We start from the raw sequence: 21030 nt of genomic DNA on the forward strand, positions 1-21030 counted from the left end.
TTCCCCGGGAAAATTGATGAGCATTGCTAACTATTTGGTTTGGGTTTTGCTTTTTTGCAATAGGTATGATAAAATTTAAATAGAAAATATAATATCGGAGGTGTGGATGGCGATGGAATTAAAGGATTTAAAGGAAAAATTAACCAGAAAAAAGGTTTCTGTGTGGGAAAAAAGGGATAGAAAGGTTATAGATGAGTATTCAAAGGGTTATAAGAAGTTTATAGACTATGCAAAGACAGAAAGAAGAGCTGTTGAATATGCTGTTAAGGAACTTGAAAAAGAAGGATTTAAACCTCTTTCTTATTATCTTGAAAAAGGTAAAATAGAAGATGGCGATAAGGTTTATTATGTTAATAATTTTAAATCATTGTTTGCCATAAAGATTAAAGGAGATTTGACTAATGGTATAAATATTGTAGGAGCGCATGTTGATGCTCCAAGATTGGATTTAAAACCTGAGCCAATTGTTGAAGACAGCGGCGTTGCTATGGCTAAAACTCATTACTATGGCGGAGTTAAAAAATACCAATGGTTGAATATTCCTCTTGAATTACATGGTGTTGTTATTAAAAATGATGGAACTAAAGTTAATGTTTCTATTGGAGATTCAGAAGATGACCCTGTTTTTGTTATTTCAGACCTTTTACCTCATTTAGATAGGAGAAAAGGTGATGTTGCAGAAGTATTTAAAGGAGAAGCTTTAAACTTATTATTAGGAACAATTTCTATTTCATATGATGAAGAAATAAAAGATTCTGTAAAATTAAATGTACTTAATATATTATATGAAAAATACGGTATTGTGGAAGAAGATTTTATTTCTGCTGAACTTGAGGTTGTTCCTTCATTACCAGCAAGAGATGTTGGTCTTGATAGATCATTGATAGCAGCATATGGCCATGATGATAGAATTTGTTCATATACAGGTTTAACTGCATTAATTGAAGCTGAACCAGAAAATAAGAGTGCTGCTTTGTTATTAACAGATAAGGAAGAGATCGGTAGTGACGGAAATACCGGCGCAAAACATCATTTCTGGATTACTGTAATGAAGAAGTTATTAAAATTACAGGGAAGCACTAATATTGAACTTGATATAGACGATTTATTATTAAATTCCACATTATTGTCAGCAGATGTTTCAGCTGCATATGATCCAAACTTTAAGGATGTTCATGATCCAGCAAATGCTCCAAGATTAGGTTATGGCGTGGCTATTTCTAAATATACTGGTGCAAGAGGTAAGTCTGCAACAAATGATGCAAATGCTGAATTCTTTGGAAAATTAAGAAAGGTATTTAATGAAAATGGTGTTATCTGGCAATCTGGTGAATTGGGTAAGGTTGACCAGGGTGGTGGAGGAACTATTGCTAAGTTCTTCGCCGAAAAAGGTTTAAATGTTATTGATGCCGGAGTTGCATTATATGGAATGCATTCACCATATGAAATTGCTTCAAAAGGCGATTTATATGAAACATATTATGCTTACAAGGTGTATTTGAATAAAATGTAGGGAGTGAAAATTTGAAGGTTTTTGCCGGTAGCCCTATACATTTAATGGAATTTGAAAATGATAATATAAATATTAATATTACAACCCACTCATGGTCCTTTTTGGGCCAGAGTGGTTTTTCTGTTATTTTGAATAAGGATAGTTTAACGATGTATAATGGGCTGGTGGAAGATACTGTTGTTTCTTTTGAAAGAAGAATGATAAATATTGAAGATAAGAGCAGAATTATGTTTATGCTTCAACAGGAAGGTTTTAAATTTGAAAATTATTTTTATGCCAAAATTCAAAAGAGTGATTTAATTGTTTTGCGAGTTGATTTGTTGAATAAATCTTCCTATGATTATTTATTAAATATCATTTTATCTAATATGTTTCTGGTGAAAATTCCCGTGTTATTTTTTAAGGTTTATAATGATTCACATGAGATTTCGTATTTTTATCCTGATAAAAAGGATTACGTTATTTTCAAGGATTCACCTTATGCGTATTTTAATGTGGTTGAGAAAAACGAGCATGTTATTATGCTTCATGGAAAATACAGAGATAAAGTAAAGAATAAGCTGGTTTCTTTTTTGAAAAAAGTTGGTGATTTTAAATGAAAAAGATTCTTGACTTTATTTCAAAGAAGATTTTGTTTGAAAGTTTAAAACGTATTTTTTATTCTATTCCTTCAAAAAAAGGATATGCAGATAATAAGAAGTTTTATGTTATAAACTTTGGGTTTGTTCATTTTGGTTTTTTTAAACTGGGCGGATATATTCATTTAATGGAACAGTTTAAAGATGTTCAAAAGTTTAATAATAAGATTGGGATTGTTTCTGTTAATAATATTTCAAAAACCGGAATTCGATATATTTCTGAAATTGCAGAGATTTTTGGAATACCATTGATTATGCGTTATGAAGGAAATTGTTATTATTTTAAAGAAAATACTATTACTCCGCTTGATAATGGAAGCACTTTTAGAATTAAGAACTTTAAGTTTTATTTTTTTAATCAATCAAGTGAATTTTTATTCCAGATTTTAGATTCTCGAATTGAAAATCCAGAATTTATTATTGTTGATAATTTTAATGCTAAAATACCAGATATTGAGCTAAATTCTTTATCTACAGTTATATCTTCATATCTTTTGTCTGTTGATCAATCTGTTTTGAAATTGTATAAACCTGAAAATAATAGAAGTTATGATTATAAATTAAGAGATCATTTTGTTTTAAAGTTTGATATGCAGATTCTTGAAAAATTGAAAAATGGAATTACTAAAATTGATCCCAGAAAGCTGGAAAATCTTGTGAAATATATATAACTCTGTTACTAAAAATTAAACTAAGTGTTGTTATATTTCATTTTTAATGTATTGACATTTTATGAAATTATAGTAAAATATAAAATGCGTATGCCATTTTGGTATGGCATTTTTTGTTATATAATAACAAAAAATAAACATATGAATGGAGGAAGAAAATGGAACCAGAAATGTATGAAGATGAATTGACGTTATCTGATATTCTAAGGATTTTCAAACGAAGAAAAATAACTTTTTTTGTAATTTTAATTCTGACTATCTTATTAACAGGTTTATATTTGTTAAAAACACCTGCAACATATGAAGCTTCTCTTACTTTTGAAATGAAGGATGTTTCTTCAACTTCCTCTTTACTTTCACAATATGGAAGTCTGGCTTCAATGGTTGGAATTAACCTTGGTGGAAGTAAGGGAAATTCAATTAGTAATACCATTGAAAAGATGAAGTCTGATAAGATCCTAACAGCTGTTATTGAAAAAAATAATCTGGTGGAGTTGTATAATTCTGAAAAAAGCCCTTCTTTTATTGATAAATTGTTAAATAGAAATAAAGAGATAAAATTGAGAGATATTATTGAAAAATTAAGGGAAGATATTTCTATTCAACAACAAAAGGATACGTCTTTTATTAAAATCTCTTATAAATCAACAAAGCCAACTCTCGCTGCATCTATTGTAAAATCTATATATACAGAATATCTTAAATACGATAAAGAGGAATATCTCAATGATTCTGAATATTACCTTTCTAACTTAAAAAAATTATTTGGCCCTGTTGAAAAAAAATATATGGAAATACAGAAAAAATTGCTTGATTTCCAGGTTAATAATAAGATTTTTGATGAACAATCATTTGAACCTTATATTGATAAATATTCTCAACTTTACTTTTCTTTAATCGAAATTGAATCACAAAAAAAAGAATTAGAAGCTGCTATAAAATCTGTGGAGGATTCTATTTCCGCTTTAAATCCTGATATGAAAAAATTCTTTCTTGAAAATAATGGAAATATTGGTAGCTTGAAAAATCAGCTTGTTTCTTTAAAGATTGAATATGAAACTTTAAAACTCACTTCTTCACAAAATCCAAAATTATTGGAATTGGAATCAAAAATAAAGGTTATTGAAGAAAATTTAAAGGCTCAGATGAATGATATTTTAAATAATAATCTGAAATTTCTGGCTTCAACTGATCCAGATGCGTATAAGCAATATGTTTCAAATAAAATTAAACTTGAGTTGCTTGATGTAATGAAGGCTTCAACTGTTGCTGTTCTTAATAAAATTGATGCTGATATAAAAGAAAAATCTCCATTATTGTATGAATATTTTCAGTTGAAAAAGGATTCAAAGATTTTGCAGGAAAAATACGAAAGATTAAAAGCTTCTATAGAAACTGAAGAATTCAAAAAGAATTTTTATAAACCAAGCTTGAGTATTATAAATGATGTTTATATTCCTTATAAACCTGTTGCTCCTAATAAGAAATTAACTCTGGCTATAGGTATTGTTCTGGGATTTTTCCTTGGAATACTTGGTGTGTTTATTAAGGATTATAACGATAAGAGAATTAAGGATTGTTCTGAACTTTCACGTATTTTAAAAAGCCCTGAGTTTATTATTACCAGAAAAAATAGACGAAATGAAATTAAAAAACTCGCTAATTATATTTATGTAAAAGGGTATCATAATAAAACTTTGGGATTTACTGCTGTTGATTATAATGAATTTCTTGATATAGTTGAAGAGGTTAAACTGGATCTTTCTCAACTTGTTAATAAAAGAGATTTAAGAATTAATATTTTACCTGATATTGATAATCCAGATTTTATACTTCACGAAGATGATGTTGATTATACATTTGTGTTTATTTATAGAGAAAAATCAACTTTAGAAAATATTGAAAAATATAAGGATTATTTGAAGAATAATTATATTGTTTTTGTTGAATAAATAAAAAAATCACCGTGGATTGTTCTAATAAGAATTAGAAACTAATCCACGGTTTTTTAATCCCCATCCTGTATTTGTTTGATTATTGTTGTGAGTTTTTGGGGAATGTGTTTATAAATGTGTTGTAAATATGGAATAGGTCTTTTTCATTGTAAAAGCGCATGCCGCGTGTTTGAAGGTCTCCTGTTATAGGTTGAACATTAAGGTATTTTACAAGCTTTCTAAGTAGATCAGGATCAAAATTATATTTTTGACAAAAATAGGGTATGGTTATCACTATCCCCATCCTCCTTTTTCTACTTTTTTGTTTTTTTACAGATATATTTTACTACAAAATAGAGCTGATGTAAAGAGGTGTTTTTTAATTTTTTGAGTCAATTTTTTGAATGTTATTTTTAATTTTTATGATTTTAATTTTCAATTTCTTCTATTTCATCTTTTATTTCTTCTAATTTTTCGTCAAGTTCTGCAGATAGTAATTTTAGCTGTTTATCGAGCTCTTTGTTGAAATTTTTCTGTAATTCTTTTAATTCCTGAATTTTTTCTTTATCCTTTTCTTTTGATATTTCTGTTAGCATTTTAAAAAATTGATCCATTATGTTCAGGAGTAATATTTTTAAAAAATCCCACATAACATATCCCCTTTCATGGTATTTTTTAAAACAACCGGGCTTTTAATGCCCGGTTGTATGTTATTGAATTAAATCAAAGAGTTCATTGGTTGTTGTATCAACTATTGTTGCGCTGTCTTTTTCGTATCCTGAAGGAATAAATACTCCAACAAATGAGTCCATTGCATTTTGTACTTCTGTATCTGTTAAGTCTGCTTTTGGATCATTGAGATAAATTGTTTTTCTTTTTCCGTCTGTGCTATTTACAAATGACATTCTTAATTTTTTTGCCATGCCACATCACCTCCATTAAGCCTGTAATTCGTAATTTTCTATTTTTTCAATTTTAAGTAATGGTTTTTCACATAATGATGCAAAGTTGTTTGATGCTGTGTAAACCTGATCATCTGTTGCTCCTGGCATTATGGTAAATGATTTTCTTTTAATAATCTTTTTTCCGTTTGCGTCTAATCCATAGTCAAACCCTATTCTAACTTTTTCCCCTGCACTTAATTTTGTTGCCATACTTTCATCTCCTTTCATTTTTTTGTTTTTATTTTTTCTCTGTCAGCGCTGACGATTGTAGTATATCCCATTGTTTTTGCAGGGGAATATTCAGCAATTTATTGGCAAATTTCGTTACTAACGCGTAACATTATCCGGTGTAAAAAAAGAAATTTTTCATTTAATTTCAAAATATTGATTGCTAATTTTAATTTTAGGAGAATGTTTGTTAATACTATTTATTCAAGAATATGTTATAATTTATACAAGAAATAAAAACCTGGAGGATTATGATGAAGATAAATTCTAATAGTTTAAAGCTGTTTGATATAGTTATTTTATTTGCTTTCAATATTTATATATCTAAAAACATATTTATTTCTTTGCTGTTTTCGATTTTCATATATCTCGGAATTTATGCATTTAAAACGTATGATTTTGAAAATATTGAAAGCTGGAATGATACCATAATACGTGTTTTTTCAGGAACTATGCTGGGATTTATTGTTATTCTCAGCATTTATCCATTTTTTAAAGACTATATTTTAGAAAGTTATTTTTATGATAACTTTCTTTTTGTCGTTTTGTTATTCCCAATTGTTCATAAAATAAATTATCGTATTTTATTAAAAAACTTACCAACAAAGAAGTATATTGTAATTGGAAAAAAAGATGAATGGAAGAATTTAATGGATGAAATAGAAAAAAAAAGTCTGGGAAAACTGAAGTTTGTTGAATATATGAATCCTTCACCTGTAAAGTTAAAAGAAAAAATTAGATTATATGATGGAGTTCTTGTCGCAGATCCAGAATTAGAAGAGTTAGTAAAGAACGAAATTAAAGAATTTAAAAAGATGAAAATTCACGTAGAATATTTGCCGGTTATCGCAGAACGATTTTTAAAAAGAATTCCTATTGAGGTTGCTGTTAAATTTAAGTCACATTATGAAGTTGCTTTTAGTGAAGTAAAGGATTCTCCTGCTAAAAGGATTGTTGATGTCTTTCTTTCCCTAATTTTATTGATTTTATTCTTACCAATAATATTAATATCTTCTGTATTAATTTTTTTGGAAGATGGATTACCTATAATATTTAAACAGGTTAGAATAGGACAAAATGAAATACCTTTTATTTTATTAAAATTTAGAACCTTGCAAAATAAAAATGAAAGTTTCTCTAACCCAAACGAAAAAATTGATAAACATGTATTATTATTCGGAAAGGCTTTACGAAAAACCAGATTAGATGAAGTTTTACAGTTTTTTAATGTTTTAAAAGGAGAGATGAGTATAGTTGGACCAAGACCTGAAATGGAACATTTTCACAATATGAGTAAAAAACACATTCCTATGTATACATATAGATTAAAATTAAAACCAGGAATTACTGGATGGGCTCAAATAAATTATAAACATACAACAACTCTTGAAGATTACATAAAAAAAACAGAATATGACCTTTATTATATAAAAAACAGGAACTGGTTACTTGATATGAAAATAATGCTTCAAACAATTGAAACTATATTTGGATTAAAAGGTTCGAAATAATGGAGGATTCTATATGTGGAAAATTTTCTTAGTATTATCTATACTTCATATAATTTTTGTGTTTATAGCAATAATATCTAATATTTTTCTTAAAAAAAGAGAAAATTTAAAAGATATTACTATTTGGCCAAAAATAAGTATTTTAATACCAGCTTATAACGAAGAAAAAAATATTGAAAATAAAATTAATAATATTTTTTTACAGGACTATCCAAAGGAATGTATCGAAATATTAGTAGGTTCTGATGGTTCCACAGATAAAACAGTTGAAAAAGCAAAAAAGTTTGAAAATGTTAAAGTATTTGATTTTGATAGAATGGGAAAAGCTTCTGTTTTAAATAAATTATTTTCACAATCATCTGGTGATTATATTTTAGTATCTGATGCAGATACTGAATTTATTTTAAAAGATTCCCTTAAAAAAGCTGTTTTAAGTAATGCTGACATGGTTACAGGAATTGTTGGACATAATGAATTACCCGGTTTAAAAAAATATTGGAATTTAGAATTTAATATACGAAATTTTGAATCTAAATTTGGAAAATGTGTTGTTTCTAGTGGTACTTTTATTTTCGTAAAAAGAGAATTTTTCCCACAATTACCTAAAGAAATTATAGCTGATGATTTATTTATTCCTTTATCTGTTATAAAAAATGGTGGAAAAACTATTCAAAATGATGAAATAATTTGTAAAACAGAAGAAGAAGTATATACGTTCAAAAAGTATTTTAAAAAGAAAATTCGTATCGTTAGAGGTGGAATTCAAACCTTCTTTTTCTTTTTAAACCATAAACTGGATTTTTTAACTATAACCTTTTTCTTTTTACATAAAATTGCAAGATGGTATATGGCTTTATTTTTTTCATTGTTTTTACTTTTATTTAATTTAAATTGGTTTTTTTATATTTTTGTATTGTCTTTAATTTTGTTTATTTTTTCTAAAAAATTTAGAATTCTAATTATTGATTTATTCGTTCCTGTAATCGCTACTATTATTGAAATAATTAATCCTACTAAATTTGGTGGTTGGGATGATTAAAAAAGCTACTTGGTACTCTAAAAGTTTTTTTGAATTTTTGATTTTCGGTTTTTTTTGGATACCTGTTATTTTTTTAGGCGATGATTTAATATATATTTCAGAAATTATTATTACCTTTATTTTTTTTAAACTATTACGTACAGAAAGAATATATATTAGAAATTATTGGTATTTTTCTCTTCCAATAATTTTGTTTTTATATAGAATAATTTTTTCTGGACTAGTTAGTGTACCTTTAATATCAAAAGAATATATATTATTTTTTAAGCAAATTGAATATTTTATTATTTTGATAAGTTTCTACGTTTTTTTTGAAAAATCAAATTATAATGAAAATTCCTTTTTTAATTTTATGAATATATTATTTTTGTCATATGTTATATATATTTTTTTTGATGGTATTTTACATTTGGGAGAATTTTATAGAGCAACAATTCCTTTTAAAAAAGGAGTTAGTAGTAGTTTATCTGGACTATTTTCTTCCGTTGGAATATATTTTTCATATTTAAATATAATAAATAACAGAAAGAGAATTTTTAATATCTTTTTATTATTAATTAGTCTTGGGGCTTTAGTACTAACTTTCTCTAGGACTTCTTTATTAGCTTTGTTTATAGTATTTTTCATATTTTATATTTTTGAATTTATTTATTCTAAAAATAAAAAAAAGATTATTTTAAGTTTATTAATACTCTTGATAATTATAGGAATAATCGGGGTTATATTTAACTCTTTAGATTATAAATACGGATTAACTTCTTTTGATATAAAAAGCATAATACGAATGTTAAAATATGATAGATCATTTTATATTAGAATACATTATATAGCTAAGCCAGCTATAAGAGAAGATATTGGAGAAGATACTTTTAATACTTTTATAAATGCTTTATTTGGAAATATTCATAATTCTAAAAATATATGGGATAATCAGTATTTAATGCTTTTTAATAATTTTGGATTTGTGGGCATATTTGTATATTTATTAATGTACTCTGTAATATACAAGTTAATTCTAAAAAATTATGATAAAATTTTTAATAAATTATTGTTTTTAATAACTACACATATTATTATTTCCGGAATAACCTTAGAATCCATGACGAATATCTATGTTTTCTTAAATATTTATTATATATTAATAGCTTATTTATTATATCAATCTGGAGGGTATGAAGATGGACACATTTACTATAATTAAAAATATGTATAAACGTTGGAAGGTTTATTACTGGTTGTTTTTTGTTATTACAATTATTATTGGTGTTTTTTATATTAAATATTCTGATAAAAAATTTACTTCAAAAATGCTTATTGAATTAAGAGATTCACAACAAACATCATTTTTAGCTTCTGAATTTATTGATATAAGTTCTTTTATTGGTGAAAATAATATTAATAATATTGAATCTGAAAAAATTAAATTACTTTCCGATCCTGTAATAGAAAAAGTAGTTGACAACTTAAATATGGTAAATTATTATAATGAACATCTAAGTTTCTTTAGAAAAATTTTAAAAACCAAAATTGAAAAAAGAAGCGCTATGAATATTTTAAAAAAACAAATTAACCTTGAAGAGATTCCTTCAACAAATTACATATATATTAGTTTTACTTCTACTGACCCAACATTATCTGCTTCTGTCGTACAAAAACTTTATGATTCTTATATTGAATTTACAAAAAGCAAAGAAAAAAAACTCATTGATATTTATAAATCAAAATTTGAAAATATACAAAAAATATTATCTGAAGAATTAGATAACAAAACCAAGAAATTAATAGAATTTGAATTTAAAAATAAGGTTTCTTCTACCACTTTGCCTGAAAATTTGATTAATAAATATTATGAACTATATAATAATCTAATTGAGCTTGATAATGAAAAAAATGATTTAAAAAATAAAATTGATCTATTTGAAAATAATTATTTAAATATAGATAAATCGCTAAAAAAAGAACTTATTATTTCCACAAATAAAAATATATCTAATTTAAAATCCCTATTATTAAACGAAAAATTACAATTAGAAACTTTAAAATCAACCAATCCAAATTCTCCTAAATTATATGAATTAGAAACGCACATTAAATTATTAGAAAAAGAATTAGATAATGAAATTGAAAAAATTTTATCCAATGAATATTTATATTTAGACACTGTTTCTAAAGAGGATTTTAAAAATTATATTTCTTTAAAAGCTCAGTATGAAAAAATTGATGTTTACAAATCTTATTTAGAAAAAAAATTAAAAGATATTGATAACAAAATTTATTCTCAATCACCAATATATTATGAATATTTTAAATTAAAAAATGAAGTAGAAATTCTTTCTATGAAATTATCTAATATCAATAATTTAATTAATCAAATAAATCTTAAAGATTTTTCTATACAACCTAAATTTGATATTATTGAAATGCCATATTCTTCAAAAAATCCATCATTTCCAAATAAAAATTTAATTTTAGCTTCAACTATTTTTTTAGGTTTTATCATTGGATTTTTTGGAATATATATAAAAGAATTTTTAAATAATAAAATTATTGATATTAATCAATTTAAACAATATTTTGGAGAACCTGATATTTATGATGATTATAATTTGATTAATCTAAAAAAATATCTTTATGATAATAGTATAAACAAAGCTATAATTTACCCTCTTGAGTTTAATATTGCTCATCTTTTTGATGAATATAAAATTTATACAATTGATAAATCTTCAACTTTAGATGAAATAAAAACTATAAAGACTTCTATAAACAAAAATGAAAATATACTTATTATTATTTCATCAAATCAAAAAACTGACTTGGAATTATTTAAGGAAATTAATTATAGATTTACAATTATAACTGAAAGAAAATCTTTTATTAAGGATATTCATCAAATTAGTGCTGTTCAAAAAGATATTAAGTATGTTTATATAACTAAATAATATTACATAAAATTTTTAGAATTGGAGGATATTTGATGTATGAAATATTGCATGTAGTGTATGCACCTTCTTTTATGATAGGAGGAATCAATTCATATGTAAATGAAATTTTTAAATTTACTAAATCGAAAAATCATAATATAGGAATTGTATATATAGATAAGATAGTAAATTCTAATAGTGATTTAATCATTAGAGATAAGAAAAAAATTAAAAAAATTTATCGTATATATAAATCTTTTTATGATTTATTACCATTAAAAATTAAAGAATATATAAAACTAAAATCTATAGAAAAAAACTTATTAAAAATTAAGGACAAAATAAATAAAGATACTATTTTTCATATTCATTCTGTCTTATTATACGATATCATCAGAAAAAATTTTAAAGATAATAAAATAATTTTGACACTACATGGATATTATACTTATGAACATTTATCTGACGGAGATATTAAAGTTAATTCAAAACAATTTTATAATATGTTGAATTTAGAAAAAAATATTTATACAAAAGTTGATGCTGTTATAGCTGTTGATAAAAATTTATTCGAGCATTGTAAAAAACTATCTCCAAATGCAAATGTTTTTATGAAACCAAATTTTGTAGATAATTTAAAATTCAAACCTATTTCAAAAGATAAGAAAATAAAATTAAAAAAACAGTTTAATGTTGAACATAAACTTGTATTTCTTACAACAAGAAGGTTAGAACTCAAAAATGGTGTTCATATACTCGCTAAAGCTATTACTCTATTAAGTGATGAGATAATTAAAAATTCTGTATTTTTTATTGTTGGTGATGGAAGCGAACGAACAAAAATTGAAAAAATATTAAGTAACACAAATGCTTCTATTAAATTATTAGGAAGTATTCCTCATGAAGGAATTGTTACTTATTATCAATTATCAGATGTATTCATTATACCTTCTATTAATACTGAAGGGGTTGAAGAAGCTACTTCAATCTCAACTTTAGAAGCTATGGCTTGTGGAAATATTGTTATTGCTTCAAATATCGGTGGTTTGAAGATTCTTATTGAAGATAATAAAAATGGATTTTTAGTAGAACAAAATAATGCTCTACAACTTAAAGAAAAAATAGAATATGTATATAATAATTATAAAAATTTGGAAAATATAAAATTGGAAGCCAGAAATACTATTGAAAAAAAATTTAGTATTGAAAATTATTATGTTTTTTTAAATAATCTGTATAATAAAGTTAGGGTGAATTAAATTGAAAAAGGATTATGAGATTTCTGTTGTCATATTAAATTATAAACAAAAGAACTTAACTAAAAAAGCTGCTTTAAATTTATTAACCCAAAAAGGTATTAATTTATCTATAATTATTGTTGATAATAATTCACTTGATGGTTCTTATGAATACTTACATAAAACATTTGAAAATTATGATAACATAAAAGTTATTTATAATAATGAAAATTCTGGTTATGCCCAAGGTAATAATTTTGGAGTAAAAAAAGCTATAGAATTATTTAATCCTAAATATATAGGTATAATGAATCCTGATGTGCTTTTGCCTAAAGAGAATACATTAAATACCGTTATAAATTTTTTAAATAATAATAGTGATGTTTCTGCAGCTACTGGTTTTATGTTTGAAATGGGGAAAAATTTAAATTTATATAATTTTGCATGGAAATGCCCTGATAAATTTGACGATATAATTATGAATATTCCTATACTTTACAGATTTTTTAATCCTGTTAAATACAAAAAATTAAATGTTGGAAAGAGTGGAGAGCTTTTTGTTGATGTAATACCAGGCTCTTTTTTTGTTATTAGAACTCAAGATTTTGTCAAAGTAAATATGTTTGATGAAGAAACTTTTCTATATGGTGAAGAGAGAATATTAGGAAGAAAAATTAAAAATCAAGGAAAAAAAATATGTGTATTGCCTTACATATATTATTATCATAATCATCCATACAAAAAAGAAGGTCTTAAAAAGAAAATTAAAAGTTATATGATTCTATACAAATCACGATATTATTATAATAAAAAATATAATACACTACCTAATTTTGTTATTCTACCACTATTACATATTTCTTTTTTATTGGGAATCATAGATTTTACTTTAGAACAATTATTACTAAAAATTATATTAAAATTTAGGGGTTGAAACCATGAAATCAATAATCCTATCAGGAGGAAGTGGAACAAGACTATATCCAATAACAAAAGCTGTTAGTAAACAGCTTTTACCAGTATATGATAAACCAATGATATACTATCCATTATCAACAGTAATGCTTGCAGGAATAAGAGAAATATTGATAATAACAAACCCTGAGTATATTGAATTATATAAAAGATTATTTGGTGACGGATCACAACTAGGATTAAGAATTGAATACAAAATCCAGGAAAAACCAAGAGGATTGGCAGATGCTTTTCTTGTAGGTGAAGAATTCATAGACGGCGATAAATGTATGCTAACCCTTGGGGATAATATATTCTATGGCCAGGGATTTAGTGCAATGCTAAAAAGGGCAGGTTCATTAGAAAAAGGAGCGGTAATCTTTGGATATTATGTAAAAGATCCAAGAAGTTATGGAGTAGTGGAATTTGATGAAAATGGAAAAGTAATAAGTTTAGAAGAAAAGCCTGAAAAACCAAAAAGCAATTATGCAATACCAGGACTATATTTCTATGATGAAAGAGTAGTAGAATTTGCAAAACAATTAAAACCATCAAAAAGAGGAGAATTAGAAATAACAGATTTAAATAGAATGTATTTAGAATTAGGAGAATTGCAGGTAGAATTATTTGGTCGTGGATTTGCATGGTTAGACATGGGAACATATAATGGATTATTAGAAGCCTCAAACTTTGTAGAAACCATTCAAAATAGACAGGGTTTCTATGTTGGATGTATTGAAGAAATAGCATATAGAATGGGATATATAGATAGAGAACAATTATACAGACTCGGAAAAAAATTAGAAAAAACAGAATATGGAAGATACTTAATGGAAATAGCAGATGGAGTGAGAGAATGAACAAATTCAAAAAAATAGAAACAGAAATAGAAGGATTATATATAATAGAACCTACAGTATTTGGTGATCATAGAGGTTGGTTCATGGAAAGCTATTCATATGAAGAATTCAAAAAAATAGGAATAGATATAGTTTTTGTTCAGGATAATCACTCATACACATCAAACAAAGGAACAATAAGAGGAATCCATTTTCAAAACAATCCAAAAGCACAGACAAAATTAATAAGATGTACAAAAGGAAAAATATTAGATGTAGTAGTGGACTTAAGAAAAAACTCACCAACATACAAAAAATGGATAGCAGTAGAATTAACAGAAGAAAATAAAAAAATGCTATTAATTCCAAAAGGATTTGGACATGGATTTCTAACCTTAACAGATAATGTAGAAGTACAATACAAAGTAGATGAATATTATTCAAAAGAATACGATAGAAGTATAATATATAACGATCCAGAAATAAATATAAACTGGGAATTAGAAAAATATGGAATAACAGAACCAATACTATCAGAAAAAGACAAAAATGCACCAGCATTAAAAGATAGCGATATAAACTTTGAATAGGTGATAAAATGCAAATCTTAATAACCGGAGCAAAAGGACAATTAGGACAAGAATTTCAAAAATTATTTGAAAAAGAAAATATAGAATATATACCAACTGATCATAATAAATTAGATATAACAAATCTAAAAAAAATAAGAGAATATGTAAAAGATAAAAAGATAACCCATATAATAAACTGTGCAGCATATAATCTCGTAGATAAAGCGGAAGAAGATTGGAAAACAGCATACAATGTAAATGGATTAGCAGTAAGAAATCTATCAATAGTAGCAAATGAAATAAATGCAGAAATAATACATTACTCAACAGATTATGTATTTGATGGAAAAAAAACAAAACCATATACAATATATGATACTCCTAATCCTTTAAACAAATATGGTGAAAGTAAAGTATTAGGAGAAAGATTTATACAAGATATAGCAAATAAATATTATCTAATAAGAGTAAGCTGGGTATTTGGAATAGGAAACAATAACTTTGCAAAAAAAGTAATACAATGGTCAAGGCAAAATAAAATATTAAAAATAGCAGATGATGAAATAAGCGCACCAACATATGCGGTTGATTTAGCCTATGCAACATATAAGCTAATAAAAGAAAAAGCATATGGTCTATATCATATTACAAATGGAAAAGCATCAAGATATGAATGGGCGAAATATATATTAAAACAAATAAACTGGAATGGAAAACTAGAAAGAGCAAGTAAAGATGATTTTAATTTACCAGCAAAAAGACCTGGATATTCAGTACTTGATAACTATGGACTAAAAGAAACAATAAACCATGAAATGCCAAAATGGCAAAATGCAACAGACAAATTTCTAAAAGAATTAAAAGAAATGGGGGAAATATAACAATGAACATATTAGTAACAGGAGTAGCAGGATTTATAGGAAGCAATTTTGTATATTACTATCTTGAAAAATACAAAGACAGAAAAATAATAGGATTAGATAAACTAACATATGCAGGAAACTTAGAAAACCTTGAAAAACTAACCCCGGAACAAAAAGAAAGGTTCATATTCATAAAAGGGGATATAAACAATACAGAATTATTAGAATACATATTTGAAACATATAAAATAGAAGGAATAATAAACTTTGCAGCAGAAAGTCATGTAGACAGATCAATACATGATCCACAAATATTCTTAAAAACAAACGTACTTGGAACACAAACACTATTAAACGTAGCAAAAAAATACTGGCAAAAAGACACACAAAAATTCAAAGAAGGAGTAAAATTCTTACAGGTATCAACAGATGAAGTATATGGATCATTAGGACCAACGGGATACTTCACAGAAAAAACACCATTAGATCCACACAGTCCATACTCAGCAAGCAAAGCATCAGCTGATCTAATAGTAAAAGCATACCATGACACATACAAAATGCCAATAAACATAACAAGATGTTCAAACAACTATGGACCATATCAATTCCCGGAAAAACTAATACCGTTAATGATAAACAATGCATTAAATCATAAAGAATTACCAGTATATGGAGATGGAAAGCAAATAAGGGATTGGTTATACGTAACAGATCATTGTAGAGCAATAGATTTAGTATTTGAAAAAGGAAAAAACGGAGAAGTATACAACATAGGTGGTCATAACGAAAAAGAAAACATATACATAGTAAAAAAAATAATAGAAATACTCAGAGAAAAAACAGGAGATAAACAAATAAACGAAAACCTCATAACTCACGTAAAAGACAGACTTGGACATGATAGAAGATATGGAATAGATCCAACAAAAATAAAAGAAGAATTAGGATGGGAACCAGAAATAATGTTTGATGAAGGAATAGAAAAAACAATAGAATGGTATTTAAACAATAAAGAATGGATGGAAAGAGTTATTTCTGGTGAATATTTGGAGTTTTATAAAAGGAATTATGGAGGGATATAATGAATTTTAAAATTAATAAAAATACTAAAATTTATGTTGCATGTCCGGCAAATGTTGCTACTGGTGGACCAGAATTATTACATCAATTAGTTCATAAAATGAATTTATTTGGAATAAATGCAAAAATGTTTTATTACCCAAATAATATAGAGAATCCTGTACATAAATTTTACAAAAAATACAATAATGCATTTGTTAGAGAAATAGAAGATGATGAAAATAATATTCTTATAGTTCCTGAAGTAAAAACTGATTTAATTTATAAATATAATAAAATTAAAAAAATTATATGGTGGTTAAGTGTAGATAACTTTACAGGTTATCCCAAAAATGTTAAAAAAACTATTAAAATAATATTAAAAAAAATTACAAAACCTAAAAGTTTTTATAATTTTGAAGATTTACCAAATTTGTATCATCTTGTTCAGTCATACTATGCAAAAAACTACCTATTAAAAAAAGGAATAAAAAAAGAAAAAATCGACTATCTTTCGGATTATCTTAATCCTCTTTTTATCGAAAAACAATTAAAAAACAAGAATAAATTACAAAAAGAAAATATCGTTGTTTATAATCCAAAAAAAGGTTATCAATTTACCAAAAAAATTATAAAAAATGCTCCTGATATAAAATTTGTTCCTATCATCAATATGACACCAGAAGAAGTTGCGGATTTATTGTTAAAAGCTAAAGTTTATATAGATTTCGGAAATCATCCTGGTAAAGATAGAATTCCTAGAGAAGCTGCTATATCAAATTGTTGTGTTATAGTTGGAAAAAGAGGTTCAGCTCAATTTAAAGAAGATGTCCCTATAGATGATGAATATAAATTCGATGTAAAAAGTAAAAATATATCAAATATAATTAACAAAATAAGGTATTTATTAGATAATTATGATTATGAAATAAAAAAATTTGAAAATTATAGGAATTTCATATTAGCTGAAGAGAAGAATTTTGAGCAAGATATAAAAAGAATTTTTGTTTTAGAGGAGCTGGAAAAATGAAATATGAAATAGTAATAGTAGGAGCAGGATTGGCTGGAGCAACGGCAGCCAGATTATTAGCTGAAAAAGGTAAAAAAGTATTAGTAATAGAACAACATAAACATATAGCTGGACATTGTCATGATTATAAAAATGAGCATGGGATTACTGTACATACATACGGTCCACATATCTTCCATACAAAAAATAAAAAAGTATGGGACTTTGTAAATAGATTTACAGAATTCCATTATTATCAACATAAAGTATTAAGTTACGCTGAAGGAAAGTTAATACCTTTTCCAATAAATAGAGATACGTTAAAAGAAGTATTTGGAATAGAAATAGGGACACATGAAGTAAAGGAATTTTTAGAAAAAGAAGTGAAAAAATCTAAATTCAATAATCCTCCTAAAAACTTTAGAGATGCGGTTGTATCACAGGTTGGAGAAAGATTATATGAAATGTTCTTTAAAAATTATACAATAAAGCAATGGGAAAGAGATCCAGAAGAATTATCAGCCGAAATAGCAAAAAGAATACCTGTAAGGGAAAATAGAGATGACAGGTATTTTTCTGATCAATATCAGGGAATACCAAAACACGGATATACAAAAATGGTAGAAAATATGTTAGATCATGAAAATATATCCTTACTATTAGGAGCAGATTATTTTGAGGTAAATGATTTATTTGAGTCTGAATTAACAATATATACAGGAGAACTTGATAGATTTTTTGATTACAAATATGGAAAATTAGAATACAGATCGCTTGAATTAAAATTTAAAACTTTTGATAAAGAATATTATCAGCCAGTTGCAACAGTAAATTATCCAAATGATTATGACTGGACAAGAATAACAGAATTTAAACATTTCTTAGATGAAAAATCTAATAAAACAACAGTATGTTTTGAATATCCAAAGGCAGAAGGAGAACCATACTACGTAGTAATGACAGAAGATAATATGGAAAAAAGAAAAAAATACATGGAAGAAGTAGAAAAATTAGAAAAAACAGGAAAATACATATTTGTTGGAAGACTTGCTGAATATAAATACTATAATATGGATCAGGTTATTGAAAAAAGTATTGAAAGAGTAGAGGAGTATTTAAAATAAATGAGTGTTGCAAAAAATTATGTTTATAATACTTTACTTCAAATTTCAAATATTTTAATTCCGTTTATAACAATTCCATATATAACAAGAGTTTTAGATCCTCAAGGAATAGGGATTGTTGCTTATACAAATTCAATAGTTCAATATTTTATATTATTAGCAACATTAGGAATGACATTATATGGCAATAGAACAATTGCATATGTAAGAAATGATAAGAAAGTATTAAATAAAACTTTTTGGGAATTGTTCTTTTTAAAATTATTCACCTCTATTATTTCTATCTTTGTATATGTATTTTTTGTTTTTACTATAAATAGTGATTATAAAATAGTATATTATATTCAATTAATAAATTTAATAGCTGTTGTTTTCGATATTTCATATTTTTTCATGGGAATAGAAGATTTTAAAAAAACTTCTATTCGAAGTATAACAATAAAAATTATTTCTACAATTTTAATTTTTATTGTTATTAAGAAACCTGAGGATTATGTTTATTATGCTTTGATTTCTGCATCTGGAAATTTTGTAGGACAATTTATATTATGGAAGTATCTACCTGAATATATAAAATTAGAAAAGGTTTCTAAAGAAAAAATTTTGTATCATCTAAGAAATACAATAAAATTATTTATACCAATGATTGCAATTCAAATATATACAGTTTTAGATAAAACAATGATAGGAATACTTGCAAATGAATCCGAAGTAGCGTTTTATGATATGTCGCAAAGATTGGTAAAAATGACTTTAGCTTTAGTAACTTCAATTGGAATAGTTATGTTACCTAAAATTTCTAATTTAATTAGTTTGAACGATAATGCAAAAATTACATATTATGCAAGAAAAGTTTTTGATTATATAACTTATGCATCTGTTTTTATAATGCTAATGATGATTATTACAATGCCAACATTTGTTCCAATTTTTTTTGGAAGAGATTTTATTAAGGTAAAAGATATTATTATGATTATAAGTCCTATAATCTTATTTATAAGTTGGAGTAACTTTTTTGGAATTCAATTAATGGTTCCAATGAAATTAGAAAAATATTTAACTTTATCAGTTACCATTGGAGCAATAGTGAATTTTAGCTTAAATTACTTTTTAATACCAAAATATCAATCAATTGGAGCAGCAATTTCAACAATAATAGCAGAATTTTTGGTTGCACTTATTCAAATAACTATAATAAGAAAATACATTAAAATATTTGAAATAACAAAAGGAATTTGGAAACATTTTATTAGTGGTATATTAGTTTATGGTATTCTTTTTCAAGTGACGAAATTAAATATAGAATCGTTAGAAAAAATTATAATAGAAGTATTTTTAGGATTAATTTTATATTTAACATTTGAATTTATTTTAAAATCAGAGATAAATTCTTTAGTTGTTTCAAAAATGATTAGTTTTATGAAAATGAAAAAAAATTAGTTTTGAGGTGAAAAAATGAAAACAGTAATAACATATGGCACATTTGATTTATTTCATATAGGGCATCTTAAATTATTGCAAAGAGCAAAAGAACTAGGAGATAGATTAATAGTAGCAGTTTCAACCGATGAATTTAATGCAATAAAAGGAAAAAAGTCTATAATACCATATGACCAAAGAGCAGAAATAGTTAAAAACATTAAATGTGTTGATATGGTTATTCCAGAAAAAAATTGGGAACAAAAAATTGAAGATATTAAAAAATATAATGTGGATATTTTTGTAATGGGTGAAGATTGGAAAGGAAAATTTGATTTTTTAAAAGAATATTGTGAAGTTGTATATTTACCAAGAACAGAGGGAATATCTTCTACAGAAATAAAACAAATTCTACAACATATTTCTAAATTATCTACTACCGAATTAAAAAAAGCTTTAGATATATTGACAAAAATAGATTTTGAAGAATTGAAAGAAGCTTTTCAAATTTTAGAACAATTAAGAAAAGACTTATGGTAGGGTGGTTT

Annotated in this window: 21 protein-coding genes; 18 read left to right on the forward strand and 3 right to left on the reverse strand. The window is 25.4% G+C overall.

Translation table 11 applies throughout. The features are described from left to right. The first annotated feature begins 112 nt into the window (after positions 1–112). From XO11_RS06005 to XO11_RS06020, 4 genes are all read left to right on the forward strand, one after another. A complete protein-coding gene (locus XO11_RS06005) occupies positions 113–1513 on the forward strand; it encodes an aminopeptidase (protein ID WP_175418367.1) in 1401 nt (466 codons plus the stop codon). A gap of 11 nt (positions 1514–1524) precedes the next feature. Beyond that, positions 1525–2112: a hypothetical protein gene (locus tag XO11_RS06010; protein ID WP_014296694.1), complete on the forward strand. Its 588-nt coding sequence runs from the start codon at positions 1525–1527 to the stop codon at positions 2110–2112. Further along, the gene (locus XO11_RS06015; protein WP_075780573.1) at positions 2109–2822 is read left to right on the forward strand and encodes a hypothetical protein; all 714 of its coding nucleotides are present in this window, start codon (positions 2109–2111) and stop codon (positions 2820–2822) included. Before XO11_RS06010 ends, XO11_RS06015 begins: the two co-directional genes overlap by 4 nt. A gap of 158 nt (positions 2823–2980) precedes the next feature. After that, positions 2981–4774 carry a GNVR domain-containing protein gene (locus XO11_RS06020; RefSeq protein WP_175418346.1) on the forward strand — a complete coding sequence of 598 codons (1794 nt, stop codon included), beginning with the start codon at positions 2981–2983 and terminating at the stop codon, positions 4772–4774. A 410-nt stretch (positions 4775–5184) separates the two neighbouring features. On the opposite strand, the gene XO11_RS06025 is transcribed toward XO11_RS06020, so the two are convergent. Genes XO11_RS06025 through XO11_RS06035 form a run of 3 tightly spaced genes read right to left on the reverse strand, consistent with a single transcriptional unit; the run spans position 5185 to position 5910 of the window. Further along, on the reverse strand, positions 5185–5406 hold the full coding sequence (locus XO11_RS06025; RefSeq protein WP_014296714.1) for a hypothetical protein: 222 nt from the start codon (positions 5404–5406) through the stop codon (positions 5185–5187). Between the two features lie 60 nt (positions 5407–5466). Next, the gene (locus XO11_RS06030) at positions 5467–5679 is read right to left on the reverse strand and encodes a DUF2922 domain-containing protein (RefSeq protein WP_014296715.1); all 213 of its coding nucleotides are present in this window, start codon (positions 5677–5679) and stop codon (positions 5467–5469) included. Between the two features lie 15 nt (positions 5680–5694). Further along, on the reverse strand, positions 5695–5910 hold the full coding sequence (locus tag XO11_RS06035) for a DUF1659 domain-containing protein (protein WP_014296716.1): 216 nt from the start codon (positions 5908–5910) through the stop codon (positions 5695–5697). A 272-nt stretch (positions 5911–6182) separates the two neighbouring features. Between XO11_RS06035 and XO11_RS06040 the strand changes: the two genes are divergently transcribed. From XO11_RS06040 to tagD, 14 genes are all read left to right on the forward strand, one after another. Then, positions 6183–7439, forward strand: coding sequence for a sugar transferase (locus XO11_RS06040; protein ID WP_175418347.1), 1257 nt, complete (start codon positions 6183–6185; stop codon positions 7437–7439). A gap of 13 nt (positions 7440–7452) precedes the next feature. Then, positions 7453–8478 carry a glycosyltransferase gene (locus XO11_RS06045; protein ID WP_175418348.1) on the forward strand — a complete coding sequence of 342 codons (1026 nt, stop codon included), beginning with the start codon at positions 7453–7455 and terminating at the stop codon, positions 8476–8478. 352 nt (positions 8479–8830) lie between these two features. Further along, on the forward strand, positions 8831–9679 hold the full coding sequence (locus tag XO11_RS06050; RefSeq protein ID WP_217671866.1) for a hypothetical protein: 849 nt from the start codon (positions 8831–8833) through the stop codon (positions 9677–9679). After that, the gene (locus tag XO11_RS06055; RefSeq protein ID WP_175418350.1) at positions 9657–11420 is read left to right on the forward strand and encodes a hypothetical protein; all 1764 of its coding nucleotides are present in this window, start codon (positions 9657–9659) and stop codon (positions 11418–11420) included. Before XO11_RS06050 ends, XO11_RS06055 begins: the two co-directional genes overlap by 23 nt. A 35-nt stretch (positions 11421–11455) precedes the next feature. Then, a complete protein-coding gene (locus XO11_RS06060; RefSeq protein ID WP_175418351.1) occupies positions 11456–12661 on the forward strand; it encodes a glycosyltransferase family 4 protein in 1206 nt (401 codons plus the stop codon). Position 12662: 1 nt separating this feature from the next. Beyond that, entirely contained in the window at positions 12663–13574 is a 912-nt protein-coding gene (locus tag XO11_RS06065) for a glycosyltransferase (RefSeq protein ID WP_175418352.1), read from the forward strand. Positions 13575–13578: 4 nt separating this feature from the next. Continuing rightward, positions 13579–14454, forward strand: a complete 876-nt coding sequence (gene rfbA / locus XO11_RS06070) for a glucose-1-phosphate thymidylyltransferase RfbA (protein WP_175418353.1) — start codon at positions 13579–13581, stop codon at positions 14452–14454. Continuing rightward, entirely contained in the window at positions 14451–15023 is a 573-nt protein-coding gene (rfbC, locus tag XO11_RS06075; RefSeq protein ID WP_175418354.1) for a dTDP-4-dehydrorhamnose 3,5-epimerase, read from the forward strand. Before rfbA ends, rfbC begins: the two co-directional genes overlap by 4 nt. A gap of 8 nt (positions 15024–15031) precedes the next feature. Beyond that, positions 15032–15886, forward strand: coding sequence for a dTDP-4-dehydrorhamnose reductase (gene rfbD, locus XO11_RS06080; protein ID WP_175418355.1), 855 nt, complete (start codon positions 15032–15034; stop codon positions 15884–15886). Positions 15887–15888: 2 nt separating this feature from the next. Next, a complete protein-coding gene (gene rfbB / locus XO11_RS06085; RefSeq protein ID WP_175418356.1) occupies positions 15889–16953 on the forward strand; it encodes a dTDP-glucose 4,6-dehydratase in 1065 nt (354 codons plus the stop codon). Continuing rightward, positions 16953–17960, forward strand: coding sequence for a hypothetical protein (locus XO11_RS06090; protein ID WP_175418357.1), 1008 nt, complete (start codon positions 16953–16955; stop codon positions 17958–17960). Before rfbB ends, XO11_RS06090 begins: the two co-directional genes overlap by 1 nt. Then, a complete protein-coding gene (glf, locus tag XO11_RS06095; RefSeq protein WP_175418358.1) occupies positions 17957–19063 on the forward strand; it encodes a UDP-galactopyranose mutase in 1107 nt (368 codons plus the stop codon). Before XO11_RS06090 ends, glf begins: the two co-directional genes overlap by 4 nt. Continuing rightward, positions 19064–20503 (forward strand): flippase, encoded by a 1440-nt coding sequence (locus tag XO11_RS06100; RefSeq protein ID WP_175418359.1) that lies wholly within the window; start codon positions 19064–19066, stop codon positions 20501–20503. Between the two features lie 15 nt (positions 20504–20518). Continuing rightward, on the forward strand, positions 20519–21022 hold the full coding sequence (tagD, locus tag XO11_RS06105) for a glycerol-3-phosphate cytidylyltransferase (RefSeq protein WP_175418360.1): 504 nt from the start codon (positions 20519–20521) through the stop codon (positions 21020–21022). The last annotated feature ends 8 nt before the right edge of the window (positions 21023–21030 follow it).

It is taken from the genome of Marinitoga sp. 1138 (genome assembly GCF_013363265.1).
GTDB classification, from domain to species: Bacteria; Thermotogota; Thermotogae; order Petrotogales; family Petrotogaceae; genus Marinitoga; species Marinitoga piezophila.